Genomic DNA, 26,945 nt, shown 5'->3' with positions numbered 1-26,945 from the left:
AACATACTAATTTTGTTTTGGTCTTTAATTGATACGGATACAATAACTCATCTAACAATCCGCATGTCTAAAGGATATACTGACCACAATTAGTTTGCCATTCGCTCTTATTAAAACTTACTTATTATGAAAAAGCTATCCAGTTCTGGTATTGTTCGCCCATTTTTTTTGATCATTATTATTATCTTAGTCTCACTTCCAATGGGATTTTATGGCATGTATCTCTATCTCGCGCCATCATTGCCAGATATGAGTTCATTAAAAAAAGCGCCTTTATTAAAACCATTGCAGGTCTATACGGCTGATAATAAGTTGATTGCGGAATACGGCGGAAAACTCTCCATTCCTGTTAAGTATGAACAGATTCCTCCAACCTTCATTCATGGTTTCCTTGCAGCAGAAGACTCCTCATTTTTTGAGCATAACGGCATCAGTTTTAAAGGCTTAGGGCGAGCTTTAACTGAATCTGTTACGGGCTCGGATGTGCAGACTGGCGGCTCAACCATTACCATGCAGGTTGCGAAAAACTATTATTTAAGTCCGGACCGTACGCTTAGACGTAAACTGACGGAAGTGTTTCTGGCACGAAAAATCGAACAGAACTTAACCAAACAGGAAATCCTGACAGCCTATGTCAATAAAATTTTCCTAGGTAAAAATGCCTATGGTATCGCTGCGGCAGCTCGTATCTATTACAACAAAAACCTGAATGAGCTGACCACCGCACAAATGGCCATGATTGCAGGCTTACCGAAAGCACCGTCAAAATATAATCCGGTGGTGAATCCAGACCGTGCGCTTGAGCGCCGTAACTGGATTTTAGGCCGTATGCTGCAACTGGGGTATCTCAACCAGAATCAATATCAGCAAGCTGTTGCCGAGCCGATCAATCTCAACATGGTAGATCGCTCTGTCAGTAACGTTTTTCCCTATGTCGGAGAAATGGTCCGTTCCGAATTAGTTGAGCATTTTGGCGAACAGGCGATTGATTCGGGCTATAAGGTTTATACCACCATTGACAGCAACCGCCAGCGCTATGCAGAACAGGCGATTCAAAACGGACTGGAAGCCTATGACCGTCGTCATGGCTGGCGCGGTCCAGAAGCACATGACAAACCATTAAAACAGTTCATGGCTTATGCCAACACCTACCCTGCGCAAGTCACCAAAGTGAATAATAATTCCTTTGAAGCCTTGATGCAGGATGGCTCAACCGTAACCGTGAACTGGTCAGGCATGTCTTGGGTGCGACCATATCGCAATGCCAATAGCGTCGGTGGTGGGCCATCCAATGCTTCGCAGATTGTTAAAGTTAAAGATATTGTGCGTTTACGTCCAAATGAAGGCAAAACGGTATGGGCTTTGACTCAAGTACCTAAAGTACAGGGCCAGCTCATTGCCATTAATCCGAATGACGGTGCAATTGAAGCCGTTGTAGGTGGCTATAACTTCTATCAATCAAAATTTAACCGTGCCTTACAAGGTTGGAGACAACCCGGTTCGACCATTAAGCCTTTCGTGTATGCACTGGCTTTAGAACGTGGTATGACGCCATATAGCATGGTGAATGACAGTCCGATTACCATTGGTAAATGGTCACCAAGAAACGCCGATGGACGCTATCTTGGTATGATTCCGTTACGCCGTGCGCTGTATTTGTCACGAAACTCGGTTTCTGTGCGTTTATTACAAAATGTCGGCATCGAGCGTGCCCGCCAACTGTTTATGGATTTTGGTTTACAAGATGACCAGATTCCACGTAACTATACCATTGCCTTAGGTACGCCACAGGTATTACCGATCCAGATGGCAACCGGTTATGCCACATTTGCCAATGGCGGTTACCGTATCCAGCCACACTTTATCACCCGTATTGAAGATGCGTATGGCAAAGTGATTTATGAAGCCAAGCCTGAATATGCATGTATTCCATGTATTGCCACGGCAAATAACAGTGCGAAGCAAGCAACGGCGGATGCAAGCAAAAAAGATGACGTCAAAGAAATTACCAATGAGACACTGGATGATGTCAATGCGGCATCTGATGTTGAACTGACTGCTGCCGATACTGCACAGGCCAGCAAACCAAATGGTGACTACCGCCAGGCGCAACGCATCCTGAAATCAAGCTCGGCCTATGATATGGCCAATATTCTTCGTGATGTAATCCAGCACGGTACTGGACGTGCAGCGATGAAAATCGGCCGTGATGATCTGGGCGGTAAAACAGGGACCACCAATGATGCCAAAGATGCCTGGTTTGCAGGCTTTAACGGCAAGTTAGTTGCTGTGGCCTGGGTGGGCTTTGACCAGCCGCGCACGCTGGGTCGTCGTGAGTATGGTGGGGTTGCTGCGCTTCCGATCTGGACTAACTTCATGGGTCAGTCTTTAAAAGACACACCATCAGCATGGGTACGTCTGGATAAAGATGCCAAAGATCCGATTTCGCGCGATAAGTTACAGATCCAGCAAAGCGAAGACAAAAAAGAATATCGTGCTTCGCCACCGCTGGCTCGTCCAATGTATCGCCCAGCACCACCAGCGCCAACGCGTTCAACCGAAAATGACTTTTCTGACTTGCCTGGCACTACAGCACCAAGCGTCGGTGAGGAACGTCCAATCACGCCTGCGAAGAAGCAGCCTCCGGCAATGGGCTCAAACAATCCGGCACCTCAAAAAGAGCGTGACGGAATTGAGAATCTGATTAATCAGATTCAATAAGAAAAAAAACAAGCCATCAAATTGATGGCTTGTTTTTTTTCTGGAACAGATAAATCTGGAAGGCTGCCGTTGCTGCGAATTGTGACGACTGTTCCAGCAGTTTGCGTCGTTCGGGATTGGCCTTATAAGCATAGGGTGTCATGGCAATCAGGTTTTTTAAAGCCTGCTGATCCAGCGACATGACACTCTCCACCACCTGTTCCTGTTTGAGCTCAAACTGTGCTTCTAACTGCTCCACAAACTTCTGTGGTTCATGCAGGTTCACCTGCTCAAACAAGGCGGCACGCAAATCATATAAATGACGTGGCGCAGGCGTGACTACAATCAGATATCCATCCTGTTGTAACACCCGCATAATTTCATCTTGAGGAATAGGACTAAACAGACTGGTGCACAAATCAATGCAATGGTCCTGAACAGGCAAGGTAGCCCCCGTTCCCACTACCCAGGTCACTTTTGCATTCAGCTTGGCTGCTCGCTGTACCGCCGTCTTGGCAATATCCACCCCAATACATTGCTTGGTCTGAGCCTGCATGGCACTGGTGTAGTAGCCCTCCCCACAGCCAATGTCCAGTACCGCTTCAGGTTTAAGCTGTTGCAGCATCTCGACCACCGCCTGCTGTAAAGGCTGGTAAAAACCGGCTTGCAGAAACTCACGGCGCGCCAGTACCGATTCAGGTGTATCGCCCGGTGACTTGCTATGTTTATGTTGCACCACATGTAAATTGACATAGCCCTGTTTTGCGACATCATAGTGATGTCCTTGTTCACAACGCCATGAGTTCTCTACCAAATTCAATGATTGGCGACAAACAGGACACATCAACAAACTCATCTATTTTCTCCAAACATAAAAAAAGCTGGTCAATACCAGCTTCTTTCTTGAATCTTGGTTTAACGTAATTTTAAGGTCATTAAGCCTAACACGACCAGGAAAATCGTGATAATCCAGAAACGGATGACCACCTGGGTTTCTTTCCAGCCCTGTTTTTCATAATGGTGATGCAGAGGCGCCATCAAGAACACACGTTTGTTACGCATACGCAATGAACCGATCTGCAAGAATACCGAAATGGCTTCCATTACAAAGACACCGCCCATAATCGCAAAGACGATTTCCTGACGCACCATCACCGCGATGGTACCGAGCATCGCTCCAAGTGCCAACGCACCGACATCGCCCATGAAGACTTGTGCCGGATGTGCATTGTACCAGAGGAAGGCCAGACCGGCACCGACCATCGCCGAACAGATCACCACCAGCTCAGAGGTATATTTAACATAAGGAATATGTAAATATTCAGCGAAACGGATATCACCCGATAAATAAGCAAATACGCCTAAACCCGCTGCTACCATTACGATCGGCATAATTGCCAAACCGTCTAAGCCATCGGTCAGGTTCACCGCATTCGATGCACCGTTAATCACCAGATAAGTAAACACAATAAATGCCAAACCTAATGGGAATACTGACAACGGAATTGAAAGGTTCTTAAAGAAAGGAATCAGCAAGTCCAGCATATTCGCGGTATGCACTGCGCTATCTTGCTGTTTTGCAATCACATATAAGGCAATACCGGCTCCTAGAGACGCCACCGAAGTCCAGAAAAACTTCTTGCGCGCAGGTAAGCCCGCATTATCTTTATAACGCACCTTAATCCAGTCATCAGCCCAGCCCACTGCACCAAACACCACCATCACGCCAAGCACGATCCAGACGTAAGGATTGGATAAATCCGCCCACAATAAGGTACTGATCCCGATAGAGAGTAAAATCAGGATCCCGCCCATGGTAGGGGTTCCCATTTTTTTGGCATGGTTTTCTGGCGCAAAAGAGCTGACTGCCTGACCATACTTGAGTGCCTGTAATTTGCGAATCATGACCGGGCCTAAGGCCAGACCAATCGTCAAGGCAGTCAGTAAGCTCAACAAAGAGCGCAATGTTAAATAACGAACAACCTGAAACGAACTGTTATAGTCCGCCAATTGTTCAAATAACCATAACAACATTTAAATTTTCTCCATCAAGTCAGCCATCAACGTTTCCATATGGGTATAACGAGACCCTTTGAACAGGAAACTCATTGACTGGGGTTGATGTGTGTGGACTAAATTAATTAAAAACGGTAAGGCTTCTGCCTGTGTTGCAAAGGCATGTAGCTTTGCTGAATGAGATGAACCTTGTTGCGCTGCGGCAGCAAACTCACCCACCACAATCAAGTGATCAAGTGGCAAGGCCGATAAATCACGTCCTAGATCATGATGTTCCTGCCAGCTACTGTCACCCAGTTCGCCAATATCACCCATGACCATGATTTTTAAGCCCTGCTGCTGCAAGAGCACCTGTGCTGCTGCACGCATCGAGGTCGGGTTGGCATTATAGGTATCATCAATAAACAGGTGATTGTGCTGCTGGATAAAGTTCAGACGACCTTTAGCACCTTGTGCTTGCTCTAAACCTTGCACAATATCATCCAGTGCAATACCCAGCGCTAAAGCAAATGCTGTAGCTGCTACGGCATTCTGTACATTGTGCGCGCCAGCAAATGGCAAATTCACCGCACGAACACCTTGTGGTGTATGCAAGTTAAACTGTGCCGATTGAGGATGAAGCTGAATCTCTGTCGCAAAAATATCACCGCCTTCACCAAAGCTCAGCGTCGGATGGGGCTGGGCATTTTCACGAATAGTGGCTGCAAAATCATCTTGCGCAGGAATAATTGCGGTACCTTGCGGCAAAATATGCGCATAGATTTCTGATTTAGCGCGGCAAATACCTTCGCGGCCACCAAATTCACCCAAGTGCGCTGTACCAATATTCAAAATACCTGCCACATGTGGCTGCACCAGATTGGAGGTGTAATCAATTTCACCTTGATGGCTAGCACCCAGCTCCATCACCGCATATTGATGTTGCTGACGTAGTTCCAGCAACATCATCGGCACCCCCAAATCATTATTCAGGTTGCCACGGGTAATCAGGGTCGGTGCTAAACGCGATAAAATACTGCCCAGCATTTCTTTGGTGGTGGTTTTACCACTACTACCGGTCAAGGCAATTACTTTCAACTGCTGGTTTTGCTGACGGCGATAGGCTCCCAGATGACCTAGCGCCAAACGTGTATCTTTTACGACGAGCTGTGCAATATCAGCCTCAACAGGATGCTCTACGATGGCAATCTGACAACCTTGTGCAGCGACTTGCGCGACAAAATCATGTGCATCAAAACGCTCGCCCTTTAATGCAAGAAATGCATCATCAGCCTCGGCATGACGTGAATCAGTCAAAATACGCTTAATTTTACCCTGCGGAATATTCTGCTGATACCACTGCCCTTGGGTGGCTTGTTGTAATTGTTCTGCTGTCCACGCTTCTAATGGAACAGTACTGGTTGTTGAGGTATGCATGGTTTTTTATTTACCTTTTTTCACACTATTGCACAGGATAAGCAGAATGTAGCGAATGCGATTGCGCAGCAATGGCAGACTGCACTTCAACCACATCATCAAACCAATGCCGCACGCCATCGATTTCCTGATAGTTTTCATGGCCTTTGCCCGCAATCACCACGATATCTCCGGCTTGGGCTTGCGCTACGGCAAATTTAATTGCTTCACGGCGGTCATGAATTTCATGCATGACGTGTGCACTAAAATCGATGCCCTGCTTCATATCGGTAAAAATCTGTTCAGGATTTTCAGTTCGTGGATTATCCGAGGTCAGCATGACCGGATTAGCGTGATCAAGCGCGGCCTGTGTCATGAGTGGACGTTTGCCACGGTCACGATCGCCACCACAGCCAAATACTGCCCACAACTGTCCAGTGACATGACGTTTTAATGTGGTCAATACCTGAATCAAGGCATCCGGTGTGTGGGCATAATCCACTACAAATAGACGCTCGGCATCCTGAATCACCTGCATACGGCCAGGGGCACCTTGCAGTTGCGGTACAAACTGCACCAGATCTGCCAGTGCGAAACCTGCATATTCGGCTGCAATCAGGCTGGCCAATAAGTTTTCAACATTAAAATGACCCAGCAATGGGCTGTGTACCACATAGGCGCCGGTTGGGCTGATCAGGGTAAAACTTGCCCCGCTTAAACGATACTGCAAATCAGCAATATGATAATCAGCCGTTGTTTGAGTCAAAGAGTAGGTCAGAATTTTGGGTTGTGACGGGTTGGCTTTTGCTGCATCCAGCATGATTTGGGCATGCGCATCATCCAGATTAATCACAATAGCTTTTAAAGTCGTAAATTTGAACAGCAAGGCTTTTGCTTCAGCATAGGCCTCAAGTGTACCGTGGTAATCCAGATGGTCACGGCTTAAATTGCTATAGACCGCAATTTCAAGCTCACAACCGTTGAGACGGCCTTGCTCCAGACCATGTGAACTGGCTTCCAGGGCGACAAAACGCGCACCCTGTTTGGCATAATCATGCAGCGCATGTTGCAATTGCAAAGCATCTAAAGTGGTATGTGTAGATGGGGTTAAGTTGGGTAAAATCCCGTTACCGGTGGTACCCATCACCGCACAGCCTTGACCTTGCGAGCTAATCAGCTCGGCAATCAGACGAGAAATGGTGGTTTTACCATTGGTTCCCGTCACCGCAATACCGCGTAATGACGCTACCGGATCGACTGCCTGCAAATATTGCTTTTGCCATTCGCCCATGTGATAGCGAACCTCAGGACACACCCACTCATTGGCAAAGCCTAAAGCCGTTTCACTAATGATCGCCAATGCCCCGGCATCTAAGGCATTCTGGGCAAACTGGCGTGTTTTTTCTGGCTGGCTATAACTGCTCAGGGCAATAAAAATCTGCCCCTTTTCAATCTTACGACTATCCAGAGAAAAACCCTGAAAAGGTTGGGTAGACCAAGCCGCATCAATGCTGATCGGATGTATCTGTTGAAAACTAATCGACATAATCTACCTACGGATTGGATTTTATAGAAGTATCAAGTGGTTTATCTAAAGGTACGTTCAGGAGACGTAATGATTCCTGCATGATGCGTGCAAACACAGGGGCAGCGACCAGACCACCGTAATAACGGCCTTGCGGGTTTTCAACCACCACAATGATGGCCAGACGCGGATCACTGATCGGTGCAACACCCGCAAACAAGGCACGATATTCACTGTTGGAGTAGCCTTTACGGTCTGCACGCAGTTTATGTGCAGTCCCTGTTTTACCCCCGACACGGTAACCCGGAATTACGGCCTGCTTGGCAGTACCGCCCGGCATGGTAACTTGCTCCAGCATGGTGAGGACCTGATCGGCAATTTTAGGTGCCAGCACTTGTGTGCCTTCAGGTGCCTTATCCAGTTTGCGCAAGCTCAATGGCATTTGCACACCATGGTTCGCCAACATGGCATAGCCTTGTGCCACCTGTAAAATGGTCGCATTCAGACCATAACCATAGGCCATGGTACCAAGCTGGGAGGGATTCAGCTTGTTGCCCGAATAGAGCAGACCCGCACTTTCACCCGGGAACTTGACTGCTGAACGTTGCCCGAAACCTGCCCGTCTAAAGAAAGAAGGAACCGTATCTTTTGGCAGCGACAAGGCAATCTTGGCTGAACCGACGTTTGACGACTTAATAATCACGCCAGACACCGTTAAGGCTCCGTAGTTATGCGTGTCGCGGATAGTATGCCAGCCTAAACGCATTGAACCTGGTGAAGTATTGACAATAGTCGACGGTGTATATTTACCACTTTCCAAGGCTGCGGCCACGGTAAACGGCTTCATGGTCGAGCCTGGCTCAAACATGTCAATCGCACCACGGTTACGCATGGCATCTTTGTTGCTGAGACCGTTTTTGTCATTCGGGTTATAAGACGGCCAACTGGTCATCGCCAGAATTTCACCGGTTTTGACATCAACCGCAATTGCGGTGGCAGAGCGGGCATTATTGGCCACACCTGCTGCGGTCAGCTCGCGATACATGATGTATTGCAAACGCGAGTCGATACTCAGGGTAATATTTTCGCCTGATTCGACTTCTTTAATCACTTCAGAAACTTTAAGACGGTTACCTTTTTTATCCCGAATGATTTTTTGCTCACCATCGACACCCGACAACTGTTTGTTCAGCTGCATTTCCAGACCTTCGATGCCCACCCCTTCACTATTGGTCAGGCCGATAATCTGTGCATTAGGCTGAGGTTGCGGATAGTAACGCTTATAGCTCTTCTCGGCATAAACGCCCTGAAAATTACGTTTGGTAATCAGGTCTGCCTGCTGGGGTGGAATTTCTTTTTGTAGTACCAGATAACGTGAACGAGGGCGTGCCTGCATCTGTTTCTTTAAATCTGCACGATCAACACCAACCGCATCGGCCAGTTCATCCAGATTCAGGTTTTTATCGGGCAATTGGCGTTTTAATTTACGGTTATTCGGATCTTTTTTCAGTTCAGCTGTAATTTCATCAAACTGTTGTTTGGTTTCCCAGTAATCTCTCGGGTCGATCACGATTTTCATGATCGGGGTACTAATCGCCAACGGCACGCCATGACGATCACTGATCACGCCACGCATCGCCTCAAGACGTTCGGTACGCAAGATATTGGCATTGGCCTTATTTTGTAAAAAGTCCTTATTGACCACTTGCACATAGAAGGCGCGTGCGACCAGAACCACAAAGCAAAGCAGCACCGTGCCCCACAGCAAATAAAATCGCCACATGTCCAAAGCAAGTGTTGGTCTTTCCGAAATCGACTGCTGTTTTTTTCGTATTGGTTTGCTTCTTTTATCTGCCATACAGCATGCCTTATTTATCTTGCTTTGAAGTCATAGGTAAAGAAATCACTACAGTTTGCGTAGCGGGTGGCGAGAACATACGCAGTTGGGTCACGGCCCGAGAACCGATCTGTGCTGTGGCACCAAAGGTTTGCTGCTCGATCAGTAAGCGGCCCCACTCTGCATTCAGATCATCGCGTTCGCGCATGTAGGCGCTTAAGTCACGATAATCATGACGATATTCAAAGACCTGAAACACCACCATCATTGCACTGGTAAAGACCAATGCAACGAGTACAGCATATACAACGACTTTTTTCAGTCCCTTTCTGCTGCTTGGTAAAACGTCGTCGTCATTCTTGTTGTTCATTGTTAGCCTTTTTGCTCTAAACGCTCCGCCACACGTAGCCATGCACTACGCGAGCGAGGATTTGCTTTTACTTCTGCTTCACTCGCACGAATACGAGAAACTTTCTTTAAACGTCGAGTATCAACCTGTGCTTGAGGCATGCCCCAACCTGAATCTTCGGCCAGACTCGATTCTTTTTGAATAAATTGCTTGATCAGACGATCTTCCAAAGAGTGGAAGCTAATCACCGCCAGCTGCGCCGTTGGTTTTAACAAGGCAACCGCTTGCGGCAAGAATGTCTCGATATCATCGAGTTCTTTATTGATGGCAATCCGGATGGCCTGAAAAGTCCGTGTGGCCGGATGCTTATGCTTTTCCCATTTTGGATGTGCTGTTTTAACCACTTCTGCCAGTTGAGCTGTTGTTGTCATTTCGCCTGCCAGTTTAATGGCTTTGGCAATACGGCGGCTATAACGTTCTTCACCATATTGGTAAATAATGTTTGCAAGTTTTTCTTCTTCAATATCAAGCAGCCATTCTGCCGCAGTTGGGCCTTGCGAATTATCCATACGCATATCCAGTGGCCCGTTTTGCATAAAACTGAAACCACGTTCTGCCTGGTCGAGCTGTGGTGACGACACGCCCAAGTCAGCCATAATGCCATCAACTTCGGTAATGCCAATCTTGGCAAGCTCAGCCTGCAGATCGGCAAAGCTGGCATGAATAATTTTAAAGCGTGGATCTTCTTGTTCTAATTGTGCTGCAACTTCAAGCGCTTGAGGATCTTTATCAAAGGCATAGACGCGCGCATTCTGATCAAGTTTTGACAATAAAAGCTTGGTATGTCCACCACGACCAAAGGTGGCATCGACAAAAATACCAGTATCGCGACCTGCCAATACGCCATCAACGGTTTCATGAAGTAAGACAGAAATATGCGACATAAGAATTGAATCAACAGCTGAAAATGTAACTGCACATTATCACCTTGTTTTACGCCAGCACCAAACGACTTTTTGTAGAGAATTCTTAACTTTTCATAGATAAAACCGTTTTCTTGTCATTTTTCATGCAATAAAAAAGCAAACACCTTGGGTATTTGCTTTTCAATCTTTTGTGTTGATCTGAATGAAGACCAAATTTACGGTTTTTCCGCATAAATCTGGTCAAAAATCGCACCATTTACAAAATGCGTTTTTTGCGCTTTTGCCCAGCCGCCAAACACGTCATTTATATTGAATAATTTGATCTTGGGAAATTGTTTGGCATATTTGGCCGCCACCTGAGGATTGCGTGGACGGAAATAATGTTTTGCTGCCAGTTCCTGACCGAGCGGCGAATAAAGAAAGTTCAAATAGCCACGTGCCAATTGACGGTTACCATTCTTATCTACCGTTTTATCCACGATTGCCACTGAAGGCTCCGCCAGAATCGAAATTGAAGGATAGACGATGTCAAACTTATCTTTACCTAAGCCTTGCGTTGCCAATAAGGCTTCGTTCTCCCAGGACAGCAATACATCGCCAATGCCACGCTCAGCAAAGGTGGTCAGGGAACCGCGTGCACCAGAGTCCAGGACTTTGACATTCTGATAAAGCTTTTTCACCAGCTCACGGGCTTTGGCATCATTCCCGCCCGGCTGTTTCAAGGCATAGCCCCAAGCCGACAAGTAGATCCAGCGCGGCGCCCCACCGGTTTTTGGATTTGGCGTAATGATCTCCACCCCGTCTTTGGTCAGATCATTCCAGTCGCGAATATTTTTAGGATTACCTTTACGTACCAGAAAAACCACGGTCGACGTATAGGGTGCAGAATTATCCTTAAACTGCTTTTGCCAGTCTTTACGGATTAAGCCGGCATTGGCAATTTCATCAATGTCATTTGCCAGTGCCAAAGTCACCACATCGGCTTGCAAGCCATCAATTACAGAACGTGCCTGTTTACCCGAGCCACCATGAGACTGTTTAAAATCAACCTCCTGACCGGTTCGTTGTTTCCAGTATTGACCAAAGGCCTGATTATATTCCTGATAAAATTCCCGAGTCGGGTCATAAGACACGTTTAAAAATGTCGTCGCGGCTTGCGCCACCCCATTTAAGCCCAGCGCCAATAATGCTGCTGCAATCACTGTTTTCATTGTTTATTGATCCAGTCCACCCCATTTGTAATCACTATATTTATTTAAAAATAATTTACAATCATGTAGTTATATCAATAAATTTATTGCTTTTCAGTTTTTAAGCTAAGGTAGCAATGGATAGACTGGATAAAAAGCAGCCAAAACAACATCTGGAAGCAAAAATGAGAAAAATTATCATTCTCCACTTTTTCTACACATTTGCTTGCTAAATTGCGCGTGTATACAAAGTAGCCAGAATGCTATAATTCTAGAGAAGGATGTGTTGAATTTTAAGATTTTTGTAAAAAGTGTGACTTAGTTCTACTTTTTTATTAAGATTTATGTTTAAATCGTATTATTAAAGCAATAGTATAGTAGTTTGGTAGTCTTATAGACTCAAATTCAAGAGGGGAATGTTAGCGATGCCAACATTAAAATTGAAGAAAACAGTATATATAAGTTTATTTTTGCTATGTTCTGTTCAAGCTGGACATGCAGCTGCAATTAAAGAAAGCAATAACATAAAAACGCTTGATAAATCTTCTTCAAGCTTGATCGTCAAAGCACTGGATCAGCAAAAACGCAATACCAGCATGCTACCGTCAACAGATGACGAGCTAAAAATGTTAAATACCATTCGTACGACACCAACCCAGACTTTTTTTGCCAGTCAACATGAGCGTTTTTCACGTTTCGTTCAAACCATATTCCAGCCGCATAGCTCATAATTTTTAAATATGTGCCCCTCACATGTTTAAATGAAGCCTAGTCCTGTTGTGACTAGGCTTTTTCGTTATAATAGTTTCAATTTTAATTTAACCTCCGATCATTTATGAAAGTCCGTACCCGTATTGCTCCTTCTCCGACAGGATTTCCGCATGTAGGCACCGCCTATATCGCGTTGTTTAATTTATGTTTTGCCAAGCAACATGGCGGTGAATTCATTTTACGTATTGAAGATACCGACCAGCTTCGCTCTACACCAGAATCTGAAAAAATGATTCTGGATTCTTTGCGCTGGCTGGGTCTGAACTGGTCTGAAGGCCCTGATGTGGGTGGTCCACATGCGCCTTACCGCCAGTCAGAACGGATGGGTATTTATAAGCAATATGCGCTTGAGCTGGTTGAAAAAGGCCATGCATTTTATTGTTTCGCAACAGCAGAAGAATTAGATCAAATGCGTGCAGAACAACAGGCACGTGGCGAAACACCAAAATATGACGGTCGCGGTTTAAAATTATCTCAAGAAGAAGTACAAAGTCGTCTTGCTGCGGGCGAACCTCATGTTATCCGTATGAAAGTACCGGAAGAAGGCATTTGCAAAATCAATGACCTACTCCGTGGTGAAGTTGAAATTCCATGGGCGCAAGTGGACATGCAAGTCCTGCTAAAAACCGATGGTTTACCAACATATCACCTTGCGAACGTGGTAGATGACCATTTAATGGAAATTACCCATGTATTACGCGGTGAAGAATGGTTGCCTTCTGCACCCAAACACCAGTTGCTTTATCAATATTTCGGTTGGGACATGCCAACACTGTGCCATATGCCGTTGTTGCGTAATCCGGATAAATCCAAACTGTCTAAACGTAAAAACCCAACCTCAATCAACTACTATCGTGACATCGGCGTCTTGCCAGAAGCCCTGCTGAACTATCTGGGTCGCATGGGCTGGTCAATGCCGGATGAACGTGAAATCTTTACCTTAAAAGACATGATTGAGAATTTTGACGTGCAACGTGTTTCTCTTGGTGGTCCGATCTTTGATGTGGAGAAACTCAACTGGCTCAACGGTCAGTGGATTAAAGGCCTGACACCGGGACAACTGCTAGACCGTTTACTGGCATGGAAGAGCGACCGTCAAACCCTTGAAGATATTGCAGCTGCGATTCAACCGCGTATCAACCTGCTCTCTGAAGCAGTGAACTGGGCAGGTTTCTATTTTAACCATATGCCACAAATCAGCAAAGAACAGTTCGAAAGCAAAAAACTGAGCGAAGAACAGGTTCGTCAAAGTTTACAGTTTGCCATCTGGCGTTTAGAAAGCCAGTTCAGCTGGAACAATGACACCGTCAGTCAGACCCTGATGGATCTGGCCAACCAGATGGAAGTCAAACTACGCGACTTCATGCCGGCTTTCTTTATTGCCATTGCCGGTTCAACCAGTTCAACCCCAGTGATGCAGGCCATGGTTACCCTTGGACCTGATTTGACCTTTGCCCGCTTACGTCATGCACTGGAAATTGTGGGTGCGCCGAGCAAGAAAGAACTGAAAGTCTGGGAAAAATTGAATGAATCCCTAAAATTGCCGAAAAATGATGCAAATAGTGAGACTTAATTCAGTTTAATGATTGACGTGTGAGCGCATTCCCCCTAATATTGCGCTCACACATTCTGGGGTCATAGCTCAGTTGGTAGAGCGCTACAATGGCATTGTAGAGGTCAGCAGTTCGATCCTGCTTGGCTCCACCACCGTTTCCGAATAGGAAGCGTGAAGCACAGTTATGCTCAAATCTTTGTGTGTTGCCTCATCTGTCCCTATCGTCTAGAGGCCTAGGACATCGCCCTTTCACGGCGGTAACCGGGGTTCGAATCCCCGTAGGGACGCCATATTCTGTCTGATAATAATTATATTTTTCTTACAATCTTGCCTCAAGCAGATTGCACATTTTCGAATTTTCCATAAAATAGCCGCTTCTCTATGCTTGGACAAATTGTCGTATGCAATCTTCCAACTCAAATGCGAATACAGAACCCAAAACGCTAAAGCGTGCCATGAGCACCCGCCATTTAGTCATGCTTTCTTTAGGCGGCGCAATTGGTACCGGCCTGTTTTTAGGTTCTGGTGAAGTTATCGCGCAAACCGGACCGATTGGTGCAATTATTGCCTATATTCTCGGCGGTCTGATTGCCTATATGGTCATGCTCTGTCTAGGTGAACTTGCAGTACATATGCCTGTTGCTGGATCTTTTGGTGCATACGCTCGAAAATATATTGGTCCAGGCACAGGTTACATGATTTCTTGGGTGTACTGGCTCACCTGGACTGCGACCTTAGGGACCGAGTTCACCGCTGCTGCCCTACTGATGCAGGAATGGTTTCCCCATATTTCCATGTGGATCTGGACCATTATCTTTGCCGTTACCATTCTGGGTCTGAATTTAACCTCAACCCGTATGTTTGCAGAATCTGAATTCTGGCTAGCGCTGGTCAAAGTGGTGACCGTGATTGCCTTTATTATTTTAGGCTTGATGGCTATTTTTGGTCTGATCCCGTTCCATGGTTATGAATCGGCACCGCTATTTCACAACCTGACCGCCCATGGCTGGTTCCCGCAAGGCTTAATTCCCATCTTCACCACCATGCTGATCGTGAACTTTGCTTTCTCGGGCACCGAGTTAATCGGTGTGGCAGCAGGTGAAACCAAAGATCCTGCTGAAAATGTACCCAAAGCTATCAATGCCGCGATCTGGCGTTTATTGATTTTCTTTGTCGGTACCATCATCGTGATTAGTGCACTGCTTCCTTTCCAGGTGGCAGGTTTAGGCGGTGAAGGCGTGAGTAGCAGTCCGTTCGTGACCGTGTTCAATTACATCGGTATTCCTTATGCCGACGATATTATCCGCTTCGTGATTATCACCGCACTGCTTTCAGCGGCCAACTCAGGCCTGTATGCGGCATCACGTATGATGTGGTCTTTGTCCGATCAGCGTCAGCTACCCAGCGTTTTCTCTCGCTTGTCAAAGAGTGGTACGCCTATCATTGCACTGGTCGTCACCATGTTTGGTGCAATTCCAGGTTTGTTATCAGAACACTTTGCACCTGAGACCATTTTCAAGAATTTACTTGGGGTGGCTGCCTTCACCATGGTGATCGTGTGGATGAGTATCTGCTGGAGTCAATTTAACTTCAGACGTCAATGGTACAAGGCCGGACACACTGCAAAAGATTTAAAATTTGCTGCGCCGCTTTACCCGATCGTCCCAATCTTGGGTTTTATCTTCTGTTTGATTACAGGGTTAAGTATGGCAGCCGATCCGGAAATGCAAGCAGGTTTTATTGGTTGCTTGCTGTTTATTGCCGCATGTTATGTGAGCCATTACATTTTCTATCGTCATCGCCAATAATTTGTTCCATAAAAAATGCAGCTTAAGCTGCATTTTTTATATCTGGAGCAAAACCCTTTTTTTATATTTTTGAGCTTAACTGCTTATTTTTGATTATTTATTCCTCGATATGTTTTATTTTTAAACACTTGTTTGGTTTTTTTAATTTTTCTTGAGAAAAGTGTTTGACACCCCACCCGATTCACCCTAATATACGCCCACCTCTGAAACGTCCCTATCGTCTAGAGGCCTAGGACATCGCCCTTTCACGGCGGTAACCGGGGTTCGAATCCCCGTAGGGACGCCACTAAATTCGAGGAAAAGCAAAGATGAATCATCCTTGCTGAGAATTTAGGCTTACACGCGATATGTTTCATATTCGGTAAGTAAATCTCCTCCGATAAGTCCCTATCGTCTAGAGGCCTAGGACATCGCCCTTTCACGGCGGTAACCGGGGTTCGAATCCCCGTAGGGACGCCAAATTCTAAAAAGCCACTGCATTGACAGTGGCTTTTTTCTTATCTGCTTTTATTTTCGTAATCCGTGCCAATCCCGACCTGGACTTCCAGACGGCCCGATTGCACGCGTAAACCACGAATCTCAAACTGATCCACCAGTTGCTGTACCAGTTCACGACTTTCCTGCAAGATATTCAAACCCGGCAAAATACTAAAATCAGTCAGGCTGAGCAGTTTATCGACCATCCATGAGCGGTTATTGATGAAGTCGATAAAACCCGCTTCTTCCAGATCGATATACCATAAGCGATGCCCTTCTTTCTGGATGCCCGGCACATCACGAATCAGGTGATTAATCAGAAAAGGAATTGGTAAGGAATTGATCAGTTCAAAACTGGCATTGCCCACACGACGCGCTGCCCAGTTGGTCAGGGTTCCACCATGACGAATCTGTAAATCCAGATGTTCATCGACCTGACGTAAGCGTAAATATTTTTCCTGACCGATACGACATTCCAACACATTAAATTCCAGTGAAAGCCGGTATAAAAAGCGACGGTAATGCCCATCCAGTTCAATATGAAAACGGTCATTGCCGCATTCAATTTTAATATCATCAATTTCAGAGCGATCCATGCGCTTGCGAATCTGGTTATTCAGCAGCATTTCCGGCAAATACAGGGTCAGACTACTTTTGCCCAAAGAAGCCCTTGCCATTGCCAAAGCCACCTGACGTGCCGCTTCACTGGTTTCCGAGACCATGTCCCGAACCGTATTGCGCATGCCTTCCACACCACGCTTGGTATGATGCGTTACCTGATCCAGTGCATCCAGCGCCGCATCCGCCACACCGGCAATATTGCGTGAGGTATCACTGGCAAATTCCACTGCATCTTGTGCATGTTGCAAGGTCTTATTAATGAGCCGACGTGATAATGATGGTTTCACAGCAGAGAATTCTGTATCTGCCGGCATAATATCGAACATCGCCTTTTTATCATCTTGTCGATTCAAGATGCTCTCCCTCTTCCCTTTGCTACTGGCTCACTTCTTATGAGCAACGATCTGCGTGCTGAACTTATTCGCCGTTTTTCTGTAGATTATCACGCTCTACCAGACAATTTGCGTATTTTTGTTGCACAGTTTTAATTTATTTCTACCCCCTCTTTAGCGCTTGTCCCATGAATTAATCAGGGTCTTTGCGAGCAGGTACGACCGCTTCGGCAGAGGGTAAGCGTTGAATCTGGCTAAAACGAATACGCTTATACTGTTCCAATGCCAGTTCAATCTGCTGTAATTTCTCTTGTGCCAATGGCTGTTCAAAATTCGGTAATTCTCGCAAGGCCACCCAAGCCACCTGCATCAGTTCAAAAGTATTACCTTTTTCCAGTTTGGGCTGCATCCAGCTTGCAAGATCATGTACCCGCTGTTGCATTTCAAACTGTAATGCAAACAGTCCGCTACTCAATGCAGTTTCTTTCAATGGCAAACATAAATCATGGACCTGTTGAAACAACTGAATCTGTTGCTCAAGATCAGGCAACAACATGTCGGCATAGAACCATCTGGCAAAAGCAGTCATCTCAGTGACCACCTGATCACGCTGGGTATATAAGGCATCTCGCTGTGGATGCTGTTTATCCAACTGTAGCTCGCCCAAATAAGCCATCAACCCCTGTTGCAGAATGAGCTGAATATTTTCAGAACGTGTTGCATCTTTGCGTTGTGATGGGCGCTGCTGAAGCCTCTCAATCAATTGATCATATTGAGCGGGCTGCACCAATAATTCCAGAATTGCTGGATCGTGTTGCATCACTTGCCATAAGGATTGAAGTAAAGATGGATCATCGCTCAATACACCCGCATGCTGTGTTGCAAGACAGCGCTGTAAAGCATGTTGCATTGCTTCGGACTGCGCCAGTCTTTCCAATGCACTTTGCTCGGTCAAAAGCTGTGGTGCACTGGCGATCACCTCCTGACTAAAAGGCAGATGATGCTCCCGCCCACCCCATAAGCTATTCAGTGTTTTACCCAAAGCATTTAGACTCCGCCCGGCATCAGCCATTACACTGGTTGCTGTTGCACGCGTATCGAGAATGGATTCTGGTAGCAGCAAGCTCACCGCCTGCCGCAAGATAATGCGATAGGCTTTTTGATCAATCGGTTTCTGATAGCGTATGAGTAAATCAAGCGCATATTCGATATCACTGACCTGAGGTTGATATTCGGGCTGATGGCGCTTGAGTAAACATTCAATATAGGCATAAAAAGCCACTTCATTAAATTGAGATGATTGTGCTGCGGCCCATTCAAAATACTCAATCGCCTGGGTATAGTGGCCGGCACCAGCATATGCTTTGGCCAGCGCATTGGCATGCAATGCACAAGGAGAATACTGCTGAAAATAATGGAGTAGCTCAATTTTAGGTTGCTGATCGAGGCATTGCTCCAGCTGGCGTAAATAGCCATTGATTTGCTGTTGGGTCGGTTGCGGGACGACAAAGTTAAGCTGATACATCAGGCATTGCTCATACCAGCCATATTTGCGTGCATGCGTGCTATAGGCAGCAATAAACTCATCTTCAATCAGCTGAATCAATTGGGTAGCATAGAGAATATCTTCATCATTCTCATGATGAAATTGCCATTGCTGGGGCAAAGTTAATTTAAAAAGCCGCAATAAAAAATTAGCACTCAGATCCGGGTTTTCCGAAGTTACCAGCATCAATTGATCTTGTGTGGACAGATGCTGTTTTCCCTTGTGAATGCGAGATAAACGTAACTTTAAAATTTTGGTGGGTAACATGCGTATCCTTTCGCATTATTCAGCCAACTCATCCTGCAAATTAGCATGACTGCCTCTGCTTTTGCGAATAGCTTTAGACGAGCTGTAGTCTCACATTTTCAAAGCTCATCACTGCGGCTAGTGGAGGGCTATAAACTCATAAATAAGTAAAGTTATGTATTTGAATCGCTCAGCATTTTTGCTTTTGCATAATTTTCGCTAAAATAGCCAAAACACTATAGGAAATCCTTATGCAATACCGCTGCCCTAAATGTCAAAGCGTGAAAATTATGCCTGTCAGCCAGGGTACCAACAGCCCTCGCCCTAACGTGCCAAAAAGTCTGGTGCTTTTAGTGCCTGCAATTTTTATTTTATTGTTTTTGGTGCTGATCAGTATTGGCATGTGGATTTTCGGTAATGGTGCCGGACAAAGCCTGCAAATCGCGACAGTTGTGGTTTTTGCAGTCTGTGTGATTGCAGGAGTTTTATTCTGGCGTGATCTGCCTGATTTCAAAATTTCAATGCAGGCGTTTATGCAAGCGCAAAAACATTGGAAATGCCGTGACTGCAATCACGAATGGCAGAATTAATCCGGTAACAACAGTAAGATTCACATCAGCTTAATGCTGATGTGAATGGTCATGTGCTTCATTGTCAGCATGTTGATGCGTATGCTGGCAGTTCATCTCTGCATCATCTTCAATTTGCAAGGTCACTTCGGCAATACCATGTTCATGTGACAGCATTTCTGTGGCCGTCCGATGCAACTGATTACGATCCGCCTTGGGTGCAAACAGATGGACCGTCAGATGAATATTCTTGGAGGTAATCGCCCAGACTTTCAACTGGTGAATGCTTTCCACACCATCGAGTGCCAGCAAGTCATTGCGTAGTTTCTCGATATCAACTTCTTCAGGCACACCTTCCAACAGGATATTGATGCTTTGCTTGAGTAAAATCCACGTTCTTGGCAAGACCCAGAAACCGATTGCAACCGCAATAATGGTATCAACCCAGTACCAGTTGGTGAAATAAATAATCACCGCACCAATAATCACACCGACCGAACCCAAGGCATCGCTCAATACTTCTAAATATGCGCCTTTCATATTCAGGCTTTCAGCAGCACTCGACATTAAAATCTTCATCGAGATCAGGTTAATCACCAGACCGATTGAAGCTACGATCAACATCCCCAAACTCTGGATTTCAGGCGGCTGGGTAAAGCGTTGATAAGCTTCGTAAAGAATATACATCGCCACAAAAAACAGCATGGAGGCATTAAACAATGCCGCCAGAATTTCAAAGCGTTGATAACCAAAGGTTCGCTTATTATCTGCTGGACGTTTGGCAATCTGGATCGCAACCAATGCAATGGCCAGTGCTGCGGCGTCGGTAAACATATGCGCTGCATCAGACAATAAGGCCAAACTTTGGGTAATTAAACCGGCAACAAATTCAACAATCAGAAATGTTGTGGTCAATACCAACGCAATCGTAAGTTTTTTGGCATTGCCTTCGGTAACGACTGCATGACTATGATCATGCCCTTGATGTCCACTCATGTTGGACTCCTTATAATTTTAAAATTCAACTTTCTTTCTACACTATCTCAAATCATCGATGAATATGATGAGTGAAGTGCAACGAATTGTCCTAAAATCTTTCGCTATCCGACCTCTAACCTACATTTACGATCGTGGCGGCGGCATGGATGCCGCCTGTTGGTCTGCGGCATCATGGAAGTGCCGTCAGACCGACAAAGGATTTTTGTTACTTTTGATCCTTCAAAAGTAAGTAAATCCAATCCCCCTCACTGGTAAATGCCTGATTATTGTTCAGAGGACTTTTCATTCATCCAGCGATAAACTACCGGCAAAATCAGCAAGGTCAGCAAGGTCGAAGAAATAATCCCGCCAATTACCACCGTCGCCAGTGGACGCTGTACTTCCGCGCCTGTACCTGTGGCAATGGCCATGGGAATAAAGCCCAGCGATGCGACACAGGCCGTCATCAGTACCGGACGCAAGCGTAATACCGCGCCATGCCAAGTGGCATAATGAATATCAAATTGTTCTCTCAACTCTTTGATAAAGCTCAGCATCACCAGACCATTCAATACCGCAACACCCGACAGGGCAATAAAGCCCACACCTGCCGACATGGACAAGGGAATATCACGTAACCACAGCGCGACCAAACCACCGGACAGGGCAAATGGCACACCACTAAACACCAGCAAGCTCTCTTTAAAGTTATTGAACACTGCCATTAGCAGAATAAAGATCATCAGCAATGCCAGTGGAACAACAATTTGCATTCTGGCTTTGGCTGAAGCCAGATTTTCAAACTGACCGCCATAGCCGAGCCAATAACCGCTTGGTAATTTTTGCTGTGCCAGTTTCTGCTGCATCTCAGCCACGAATGAGCCCAGATCACGGTCACGTACGTTGGTCGTCACCACCACACGGCGCTTGCCATTTTCACGGCTGACCTGTGCCAGACCTAAGATATTCTCCACTTTTGCCACATCTTGCAGTTTGATCAGACCGCCATTCGGCAATTGAATCGGCAACATGGCCAATTGCTGTGGCGTACGCATGACATCATCCAAACGCACCACAAAATCAAATCGACGGTCACCTTGCAAAATCTGTCCAACACTTTGACCACCAATACTGGCAGCCACCAGATCCTGAATGGATTTGACCGATAAGCCATATTGCGCAGCCAGTGCATGGTCGATATCGACATTGAGTAACGGTAAGCCATCGGTCTGTTCGACTTTAACTTCGCTGGCCCCCGGAATGGTTCTCAGGGTTTGAGCAGCTTTCTCAGCCTCTTGGTTCAGCACCTGCATATCATCACCAAAGATCTTGACCCCAATATCACTACGCACACCTGAGATCAGCTCATTGAAACGGAGTTCAATCGGTTGAGAAAATTCACTGTTATTCCCTGGGATCTTTTCAACGTAGGCCAACATTTTAGTTCGAAGCTCGTCGATAGTTTCCGATTTATCCGGCCATTGATCACGAGGCTTTAACAGTACCACTGCATCGGAAATATTCGGTGGCATGACATCGGTTGCCACTTCAGCAGTCCCGGTACGGGCAAAGATCGCCTTGATTTCAGGAAATTCTGCCATAAGCTGTTTTTCAACACTTTCCTGAATCTTGAGTGATTCCTCAATCCCGGTACTTGGCGCACGCATCAACTGCAACGCAAAATCGCCTTCACTGAGCTGAGGTGCAAATTCACTCCCGACACGCGTACCAATCGCAGCCGTTAACATTAAAATTGTCACAGCACCTGCCAGTACGACATATCGGAAGGCATACGCTCGATCAAGGAGTGCCTCATAATTGCGTTTCAGGGCCGCCATCCAGCGACTTTCCTTTTCCTTCACCTCACCTGTGACAAACAATGCCACCGCTGCCGGAACAAAAGTCACCGATAAAATAATGGCACCAATCAATGCAAGCACCACGGTCATTGCCATAGGATGGAACATTTTTGCTTCCACGCCCGCCAGTGCAAAGATCGGCAAGTACACCACCATGATGATAATTTGCCCAAAGATCAGCGGACGTCTCGCCTGTTTCGCTGCCAGAAATACTTCGGTGAAGCGTTCGGAACGGGTCAGTAATCGTCCTTTATGATGCTGTGCTTCGGCCAACCGCCGGATACAGTTCTCCACAATCACCACCGCACCATCCACGATAATCCCGAAATCCAGTGCGCCCAGACTCATCAGGTTGGCACTGATTTTCTGCTCTGCCATTCCTGTCAGGGTAAACAGCATCGACAGCGGAATAATACAGGCAGTAATCAATGCAGCTCGGAAGTTGCCGAGGAACACAAACAGGATCACAATCACCAGAATTGCGCCTTCAATCAGGTTTTTGGCCACCGTCTTAATGGCTTTATCCACCAGATCACTCCGGTTATACACCGTTTCAACCACTACACCTTCTGGCAATGAGCGTTTGATTTCCTGCATCCTGCTATCTAAGGCCTGAGCGATAGATTTACTGTTCTCGCCCATCATCATCATGGCGATCCCCAGTACCGTTTCTTCACCGTTATAGGTGGCACCACCGGTTCTGAGATCATGTCCAATCGAAACCGTTGCCACATCGGCCACCCGGATCGGTAAACTGTTTTTGGTACTGACCGTAATATTTTCAATATCCTGTACGGTCTTGAGCATCCCCGGAATACGAACCGTCAGTTGCTGTCCATTTTCTTCAATAAAACCCGCACCACGATTTTCATTGTTTTCAGATAATACCGTTTGCAAGTCAGTTAACGGAATTTGCAGTTGTTGCAAACGTTTCAGATCCGGAGCAACCACATAGGTCTTGTTATACCCCCCAATGCTGTTGATTTCGGCGACACCGGGCACACGTTGCAATTGAGGACGAACAATCCAGTCCTGAATTTCACGCAGGTCCATGGCTTGATACGGCGTGCCATCTGCCTTTTTAGCATTCGGTTCAGCCTTGATCACCCATTGATAGATCTCACCCAAACCTGTGGAGATCGGTGACATTTGCGGATCAATATCATCAGGCAAAGCACTCTTGGCTTCCTGTAAACGCTGGTTGATCAGCTGACGCGCCCAGTAGATATCAGTGCCATCTTTAAAAATCACCGTAACCTGTGACAGGCCATAACGGGAAATTGAGCGGGTTTGCTCCAGATTCGGAATACCCGACATGGCATTTTCAATTGGATAGGTAATCCGTTGCTCAACTTCAGGGGCCGTGAATCCCCCTGCCTGACTGTTAATTTGCACCTGAACATTGGTAATGTCGGGGACGGCATCAATCGAAAGCTTCTGGTAGCTATAAATCCCGACCCCAATCCAGGCCACCACAAACAGCATCACCCAAATCGCATTACGAATGGAAAATTGAATAATACGGTCAAACAGGCCTTCCGCTGGGGGAAGCCCTACATTCTCCTTAGTGTCCATGTTCAGCCTCTCCCTTCTCCATCTCGGATTTCAGAAGGAAACTGCCCTGACTGACATACTGCTGTTTTTCAGTCAGACCAGACCGGATTTCCACCCACTGTCCATCACTGGAGTAATTGCCCAGCTGGACTGGTGCAGGGGTGAAATGCAATTGATCTTTTTCTTGCTTGGCTACAAAAACCGTGGCTTTGCCTTCAATCTGCTGAATCGCCGCTTTGGCAACGCGCAGCACAGGTTGCTTGTCTGTGCCTTCTAACAGCACATTGACCATCAAGTTAGGTCGCAGTTCCTTAGCCGGTGTCAGGACTTTGGCACGTACTTGCAAACGACCAGTTTGGGTATCGGCCGCTGTGGTTAAGGTCTGAATTTGCGCCTTAAAGGTGTTGCTGGTTTGCAGCGACTTAAACTCGATCTGCTGATCCGGCTGGACATTGATGTTATTGACACTTGGTAAGATAAATTCAATCCAGAGCTGATCCAGCTGATCAATCACGAATAATTGTTTATCCGGGGTAATCTGCTCGCCCACCACGATATCTTTCAGACTCACGATCCCGCTTAATGGTGCGGTCAGCACATAGCGCCCCTGACTCCCTGTAGATGCACCTAAAGCAGATAAACGGCTGCGTGCGGCTTGCACCTGAATCTGGGCCTGACGATATGCATTATAAGCCCGCTGATAATCCTGACGTGCAGATACGCCCTGTTCCCAGAGTTGCTTTTCGCGCTGATAATCTTGCTGCGCCAGAGTCAAGGCTTCCTGTGCAATACTTAAATTGGCTTGTTGATCGACCAGATCCGGAATAAACAGGGTAGCAAGTACCTGCCCCTTCTTCACTTGCTCGCCCAGTGCCGCATTGACACTTTCCACCCGTCCGGCAAAAGTTGCAGACACATGCGCTTGTTGATCGGTATTCGGTACCAGCTTGGCAGGATAGGCATATTGCTGCGATACTTCTCCGACACCTACCTGAGCCAGTTTCACGCCGTATTCCGCCATCTGTTTTGGCGTCAGGTTTAAACTGCCTTCCTCAGTTTCACTGCCATGACCAGCTTCATCTTCAGCATGTCCTTCTTCGCCATGGCTATCAGCCGTAGCAGCATCACGACTGGTTTTGTTTTTCCCTGTAAAAAAGAGCAATGCACTCAATATCAGACCAGCCACCACAACAAGGATGACCCAAAACCACTGTTTCTTAGATTGATTCGTCGACATTATTCTGCTCCTACAACAGCGGGAAGGTTATTGGTCTCTTTCCACAGGGTCTGATTGATCTGGTTTAAGGCATCACTTGAACTCACCATACTCGGCTCAATTCCCAGTGCCAGGCTCTCTGCCTCAATCTGTTTCTGCCATGCACTTTTCAAAAGCTGGACCTTGTTTAAACGTTGCTCTTGCAATTGCATGGTGGCTTGCTGCACATCGGTAATGGCATATTTACCGACCTTAAAACCAAGCAGCATTTTCTCTTGCACGGTTTCAGACAATGGAATCTGGCGCTGATTGACTAAATCGAACTGTTGTTTCAATCCTGCCAACTCTGCGCTTAAAGTCTGGATTGCATTTAGGTTTTGCTGCTTATAGAACTGTTGCTGCTTAACCAGCAAATCTTGTTTGGCATTGGCAATGCGTAATGAATACTGCTGACGATTAAAAATATTTAACGGAATCTCGATACCTACCCGTAACTTGTTGTCAGTCGAGTTGGTGTCTGCTGTTTTACTTTGCACCATGCCTAAATTAACGGTCGGATTCGGGCGATTCGACACCTTTAAATAGTCAATATTGGCCTTTTGCCGTGCAATATCGAGCTGGATCGCGCGCTCGAATAAATTATTCTGCATATAGCTTTGCAAATCCTGTTGCTGCGGCCAGACATTGCTTGCCTGCGCAGAGAAGCGGTTGTCCGTACTGCCCCACAAATTAGCCAGTTGCCGTTTTGCTGTCGCCAGCGCCAGTTCGGTTTGCTGGAATAAACGCTGATTTTCAATATGTGCCATCAGGGTGCGGTCTAGATCGACCTGCGCAATACTGCCTGCCTTGAGTCGTAAGCGTGTCGCATCCAGGGTCGCCTGACTGGTTTTTAATTGTGCCTGAACCACGTCGTGCTCTAGCTCAAGAACCACCACTTGCGACCACAGATATTTCACCGCGAGTTCAAGTTGAGCATCGTATAAGGCTTGATTAAGACCGACCTGAGTCGCCTGTACATCAGCCAGTTTCACTGCCGCACGGCGTTCACCAAACACATCGAGTTTTTGTGAAAGACCAAATTCCAGTTCTTTATCTTTACCTGAGCGGAACTCGGTTTGCTGAATCGAAACACTTGGATTTGTCCATAAACCAGCCTGTTTCACATTGGCTTCGGCAATGCTTTGCTGGGTTTGCCAGACACCGATACCGGCCTGATGCTGTTTCACATCTTGCAGGATTTGTTCAAAATTTAGCTGCCGTTGCAGCGCTTGGGTCGAAGCATGATTTGCATCTAGCAAGGACTCTGCTGCTACAGCTTGACTAAAAAGCACAGCCGTTAGCGCAATTGCCAAGGCCGACCATTTCAATGACGATGGATGCGTATGAGGATTTGATGCATTGTTCTGAAATGCATGGATACGCTGATTTAAATTTAAAGACATATAAAGCCCCGCAAATAATAAGGTTGCGGTGGG

18 protein-coding genes, 4 tRNA genes and 1 pseudogene are annotated in these 26,945 nt (G+C 46.3%); 9 read left to right on the top strand and 14 right to left on the bottom strand.

The features are described from left to right. Window positions 1–126 precede the first annotated feature (126 nt). Window positions 127–2,721, top strand: coding sequence for a penicillin-binding protein PBP1a (gene ponA, locus JO943_RS07610; RefSeq protein ID WP_202740433.1), 2,595 nt, complete (start codon window positions 127–129; stop codon window positions 2,719–2,721). A 16-nt stretch (window positions 2,722–2,737) separates the two neighbouring features. On the opposite strand, the gene JO943_RS07605 is transcribed toward ponA, so the two are convergent. The 8 genes and pseudogenes from JO943_RS07605 to JO943_RS07570 form a co-directional block, all read right to left on the bottom strand. Then, complete coding sequence (locus tag JO943_RS07605; RefSeq protein ID WP_202740432.1) at window positions 2,738–3,556, bottom strand: putative RNA methyltransferase; 819 nt, start codon at window positions 3,554–3,556, stop codon at window positions 2,738–2,740. Window positions 3,557–3,615: 59 nt separating this feature from the next. Then, window positions 3,616–4,734 (bottom strand): phospho-N-acetylmuramoyl-pentapeptide-transferase, encoded by a 1,119-nt coding sequence (mraY, locus tag JO943_RS07600; protein ID WP_005227668.1) that lies wholly within the window; start codon window positions 4,732–4,734, stop codon window positions 3,616–3,618. After that, window positions 4,735–6,132, bottom strand: a complete 1,398-nt coding sequence (locus tag JO943_RS07595) for a UDP-N-acetylmuramoyl-tripeptide--D-alanyl-D-alanine ligase (RefSeq protein WP_202740431.1) — start codon at window positions 6,130–6,132, stop codon at window positions 4,735–4,737. It lies immediately after the preceding gene. Window positions 6,133–6,157: 25 nt separating this feature from the next. Further along, complete coding sequence (locus JO943_RS07590) at window positions 6,158–7,657, bottom strand: UDP-N-acetylmuramoyl-L-alanyl-D-glutamate--2,6-diaminopimelate ligase (protein WP_202740430.1); 1,500 nt, start codon at window positions 7,655–7,657, stop codon at window positions 6,158–6,160. Window positions 7,658–7,660: 3 nt separating this feature from the next. Next, window positions 7,661–9,494, bottom strand: a pseudogene (gene ftsI / locus JO943_RS07585) (penicillin-binding protein PBP3). A gap of 10 nt (window positions 9,495–9,504) precedes the next feature. Then, window positions 9,505–9,843 (bottom strand): cell division protein FtsL, encoded by a 339-nt coding sequence (locus tag JO943_RS07580; protein WP_202740429.1) that lies wholly within the window; start codon window positions 9,841–9,843, stop codon window positions 9,505–9,507. A gap of 2 nt (window positions 9,844–9,845) precedes the next feature. Next, window positions 9,846–10,766 (bottom strand): 16S rRNA (cytosine(1402)-N(4))-methyltransferase RsmH, encoded by a 921-nt coding sequence (rsmH, locus tag JO943_RS07575; protein ID WP_005227683.1) that lies wholly within the window; start codon window positions 10,764–10,766, stop codon window positions 9,846–9,848. 197 nt (window positions 10,767–10,963) lie between these two features. After that, complete coding sequence (locus JO943_RS07570; protein WP_009506617.1) at window positions 10,964–11,959, bottom strand: sulfate ABC transporter substrate-binding protein; 996 nt, start codon at window positions 11,957–11,959, stop codon at window positions 10,964–10,966. A gap of 404 nt (window positions 11,960–12,363) precedes the next feature. Here JO943_RS07570 and JO943_RS07565 point away from each other — a divergent pair, with 404 nt between their 5' ends. From JO943_RS07565 to JO943_RS07535, 7 genes are all read left to right on the top strand, one after another. After that, window positions 12,364–12,669, top strand: a complete 306-nt coding sequence (locus tag JO943_RS07565; RefSeq protein ID WP_005227687.1) for a hypothetical protein — start codon at window positions 12,364–12,366, stop codon at window positions 12,667–12,669. A gap of 104 nt (window positions 12,670–12,773) precedes the next feature. Next, window positions 12,774–14,282 carry a glutamate--tRNA ligase gene (gene gltX, locus JO943_RS07560; RefSeq protein WP_202740428.1) on the top strand — a complete coding sequence of 503 codons (1,509 nt, stop codon included), beginning with the start codon at window positions 12,774–12,776 and terminating at the stop codon, window positions 14,280–14,282. A gap of 58 nt (window positions 14,283–14,340) precedes the next feature. Continuing rightward, window positions 14,341–14,416, top strand: a tRNA-Ala gene (locus JO943_RS07555). Between the two features lie 62 nt (window positions 14,417–14,478). Beyond that, window positions 14,479–14,554 (top strand) — tRNA-Glu (locus tag JO943_RS07550). Between the two features lie 111 nt (window positions 14,555–14,665). Then, window positions 14,666–16,072, top strand: coding sequence for an amino acid permease (locus JO943_RS07545; RefSeq protein WP_005227689.1), 1,407 nt, complete (start codon window positions 14,666–14,668; stop codon window positions 16,070–16,072). A 210-nt stretch (window positions 16,073–16,282) separates the two neighbouring features. Beyond that, window positions 16,283–16,358 (top strand) — tRNA-Glu (locus JO943_RS07540). A 97-nt stretch (window positions 16,359–16,455) separates the two neighbouring features. Continuing rightward, a tRNA-Glu gene (locus JO943_RS07535) sits at window positions 16,456–16,531 on the top strand. Window positions 16,532–16,569: 38 nt separating this feature from the next. On the opposite strand, the gene JO943_RS07530 is transcribed toward JO943_RS07535, so the two are convergent. Then, window positions 16,570–17,523, bottom strand: a complete 954-nt coding sequence (locus JO943_RS07530) for a hypothetical protein (protein WP_005282654.1) — start codon at window positions 17,521–17,523, stop codon at window positions 16,570–16,572. 172 nt (window positions 17,524–17,695) lie between these two features. After that, entirely contained in the window at window positions 17,696–19,315 is a 1,620-nt protein-coding gene (locus tag JO943_RS07525) for a hypothetical protein (protein ID WP_202740427.1), read from the bottom strand. 230 nt (window positions 19,316–19,545) lie between these two features. Between JO943_RS07525 and JO943_RS07520 the strand changes: the two genes are divergently transcribed. Beyond that, window positions 19,546–19,884, top strand: a complete 339-nt coding sequence (locus tag JO943_RS07520; RefSeq protein ID WP_005227693.1) for a hypothetical protein — start codon at window positions 19,546–19,548, stop codon at window positions 19,882–19,884. Between the two features lie 30 nt (window positions 19,885–19,914). On the opposite strand, the gene JO943_RS07515 is transcribed toward JO943_RS07520, so the two are convergent. From JO943_RS07515 to JO943_RS07500, 4 genes are all read right to left on the bottom strand, one after another. Then, a complete protein-coding gene (locus JO943_RS07515; RefSeq protein WP_202740426.1) occupies window positions 19,915–20,859 on the bottom strand; it encodes a cation diffusion facilitator family transporter in 945 nt (314 codons plus the stop codon). 266 nt (window positions 20,860–21,125) lie between these two features. Further along, complete coding sequence (locus tag JO943_RS07510; protein WP_005227695.1) at window positions 21,126–24,275, bottom strand: efflux RND transporter permease subunit; 3,150 nt, start codon at window positions 24,273–24,275, stop codon at window positions 21,126–21,128. Continuing rightward, window positions 24,265–25,491 carry an efflux RND transporter periplasmic adaptor subunit gene (locus JO943_RS07505; RefSeq protein ID WP_005227696.1) on the bottom strand — a complete coding sequence of 409 codons (1,227 nt, stop codon included), beginning with the start codon at window positions 25,489–25,491 and terminating at the stop codon, window positions 24,265–24,267. Before JO943_RS07505 ends, JO943_RS07510 begins: the two co-directional genes overlap by 11 nt. Next, window positions 25,491–26,912, bottom strand: coding sequence for a TolC family protein (locus tag JO943_RS07500; protein WP_202740425.1), 1,422 nt, complete (start codon window positions 26,910–26,912; stop codon window positions 25,491–25,493). Before JO943_RS07500 ends, JO943_RS07505 begins: the two co-directional genes overlap by 1 nt. Window positions 26,913–26,945 lie beyond the last annotated feature (33 nt).

This window comes from Acinetobacter sp. 'aerobic (ED)' (assembly GCF_904886855.1).
Lineage (GTDB): Bacteria > Pseudomonadota > Gammaproteobacteria > Pseudomonadales > Moraxellaceae > Acinetobacter > Acinetobacter courvalinii.
The sequence above is the reverse complement of the archived record's forward strand: the minus strand, read 5'-3'. Positions and strand labels throughout refer to the sequence as shown.

Excerpts from the sequence above, each read along its gene's own strand:
- JO943_RS07510 (WP_005227695.1), bottom strand. The coding sequence starts at position 24,275 with ATGGACACTAAGGAGAATGTAGGGCTTCCCCCAGCGGAAGGCCTGTTT.
- mraY (WP_005227668.1), bottom strand. The coding sequence starts at position 4,734 with ATGTTGTTATGGTTATTTGAACAATTGGCGGACTATAACAGTTCGTTT.
- JO943_RS07590 (WP_202740430.1), bottom strand. The coding sequence starts at position 7,657 with ATGTCGATTAGTTTTCAACAGATACATCCGATCAGCATTGATGCGGCT.
- ponA (WP_202740433.1), top strand. The coding sequence starts at position 127 with ATGAAAAAGCTATCCAGTTCTGGTATTGTTCGCCCATTTTTTTTGATC.
- rsmH (WP_005227683.1), bottom strand. The coding sequence starts at position 10,766 with ATGTCGCATATTTCTGTCTTACTTCATGAAACCGTTGATGGCGTATTG.
- JO943_RS07515 (WP_202740426.1), bottom strand. The coding sequence starts at position 20,859 with ATGAGTGGACATCAAGGGCATGATCATAGTCATGCAGTCGTTACCGAA.
- JO943_RS07580 (WP_202740429.1), bottom strand. The coding sequence starts at position 9,843 with ATGAACAACAAGAATGACGACGACGTTTTACCAAGCAGCAGAAAGGGA.
- JO943_RS07570 (WP_009506617.1), bottom strand. The coding sequence starts at position 11,959 with ATGAAAACAGTGATTGCAGCAGCATTATTGGCGCTGGGCTTAAATGGG.
- JO943_RS07595 (WP_202740431.1), bottom strand. The coding sequence starts at position 6,132 with ATGCATACCTCAACAACCAGTACTGTTCCATTAGAAGCGTGGACAGCA.
- JO943_RS07505 (WP_005227696.1), bottom strand. The coding sequence starts at position 25,491 with ATGTCGACGAATCAATCTAAGAAACAGTGGTTTTGGGTCATCCTTGTT.
- gltX (WP_202740428.1), top strand. The coding sequence starts at position 12,774 with ATGAAAGTCCGTACCCGTATTGCTCCTTCTCCGACAGGATTTCCGCAT.
- JO943_RS07565 (WP_005227687.1), top strand. The coding sequence starts at position 12,364 with ATGCCAACATTAAAATTGAAGAAAACAGTATATATAAGTTTATTTTTG.
- JO943_RS07605 (WP_202740432.1), bottom strand. The coding sequence starts at position 3,556 with ATGAGTTTGTTGATGTGTCCTGTTTGTCGCCAATCATTGAATTTGGTA.
- JO943_RS07500 (WP_202740425.1), bottom strand. The coding sequence starts at position 26,912 with ATGTCTTTAAATTTAAATCAGCGTATCCATGCATTTCAGAACAATGCA.
- JO943_RS07545 (WP_005227689.1), top strand. The coding sequence starts at position 14,666 with ATGCAATCTTCCAACTCAAATGCGAATACAGAACCCAAAACGCTAAAG.
- JO943_RS07520 (WP_005227693.1), top strand. The coding sequence starts at position 19,546 with ATGCAATACCGCTGCCCTAAATGTCAAAGCGTGAAAATTATGCCTGTC.
- JO943_RS07525 (WP_202740427.1), bottom strand. The coding sequence starts at position 19,315 with ATGTTACCCACCAAAATTTTAAAGTTACGTTTATCTCGCATTCACAAG.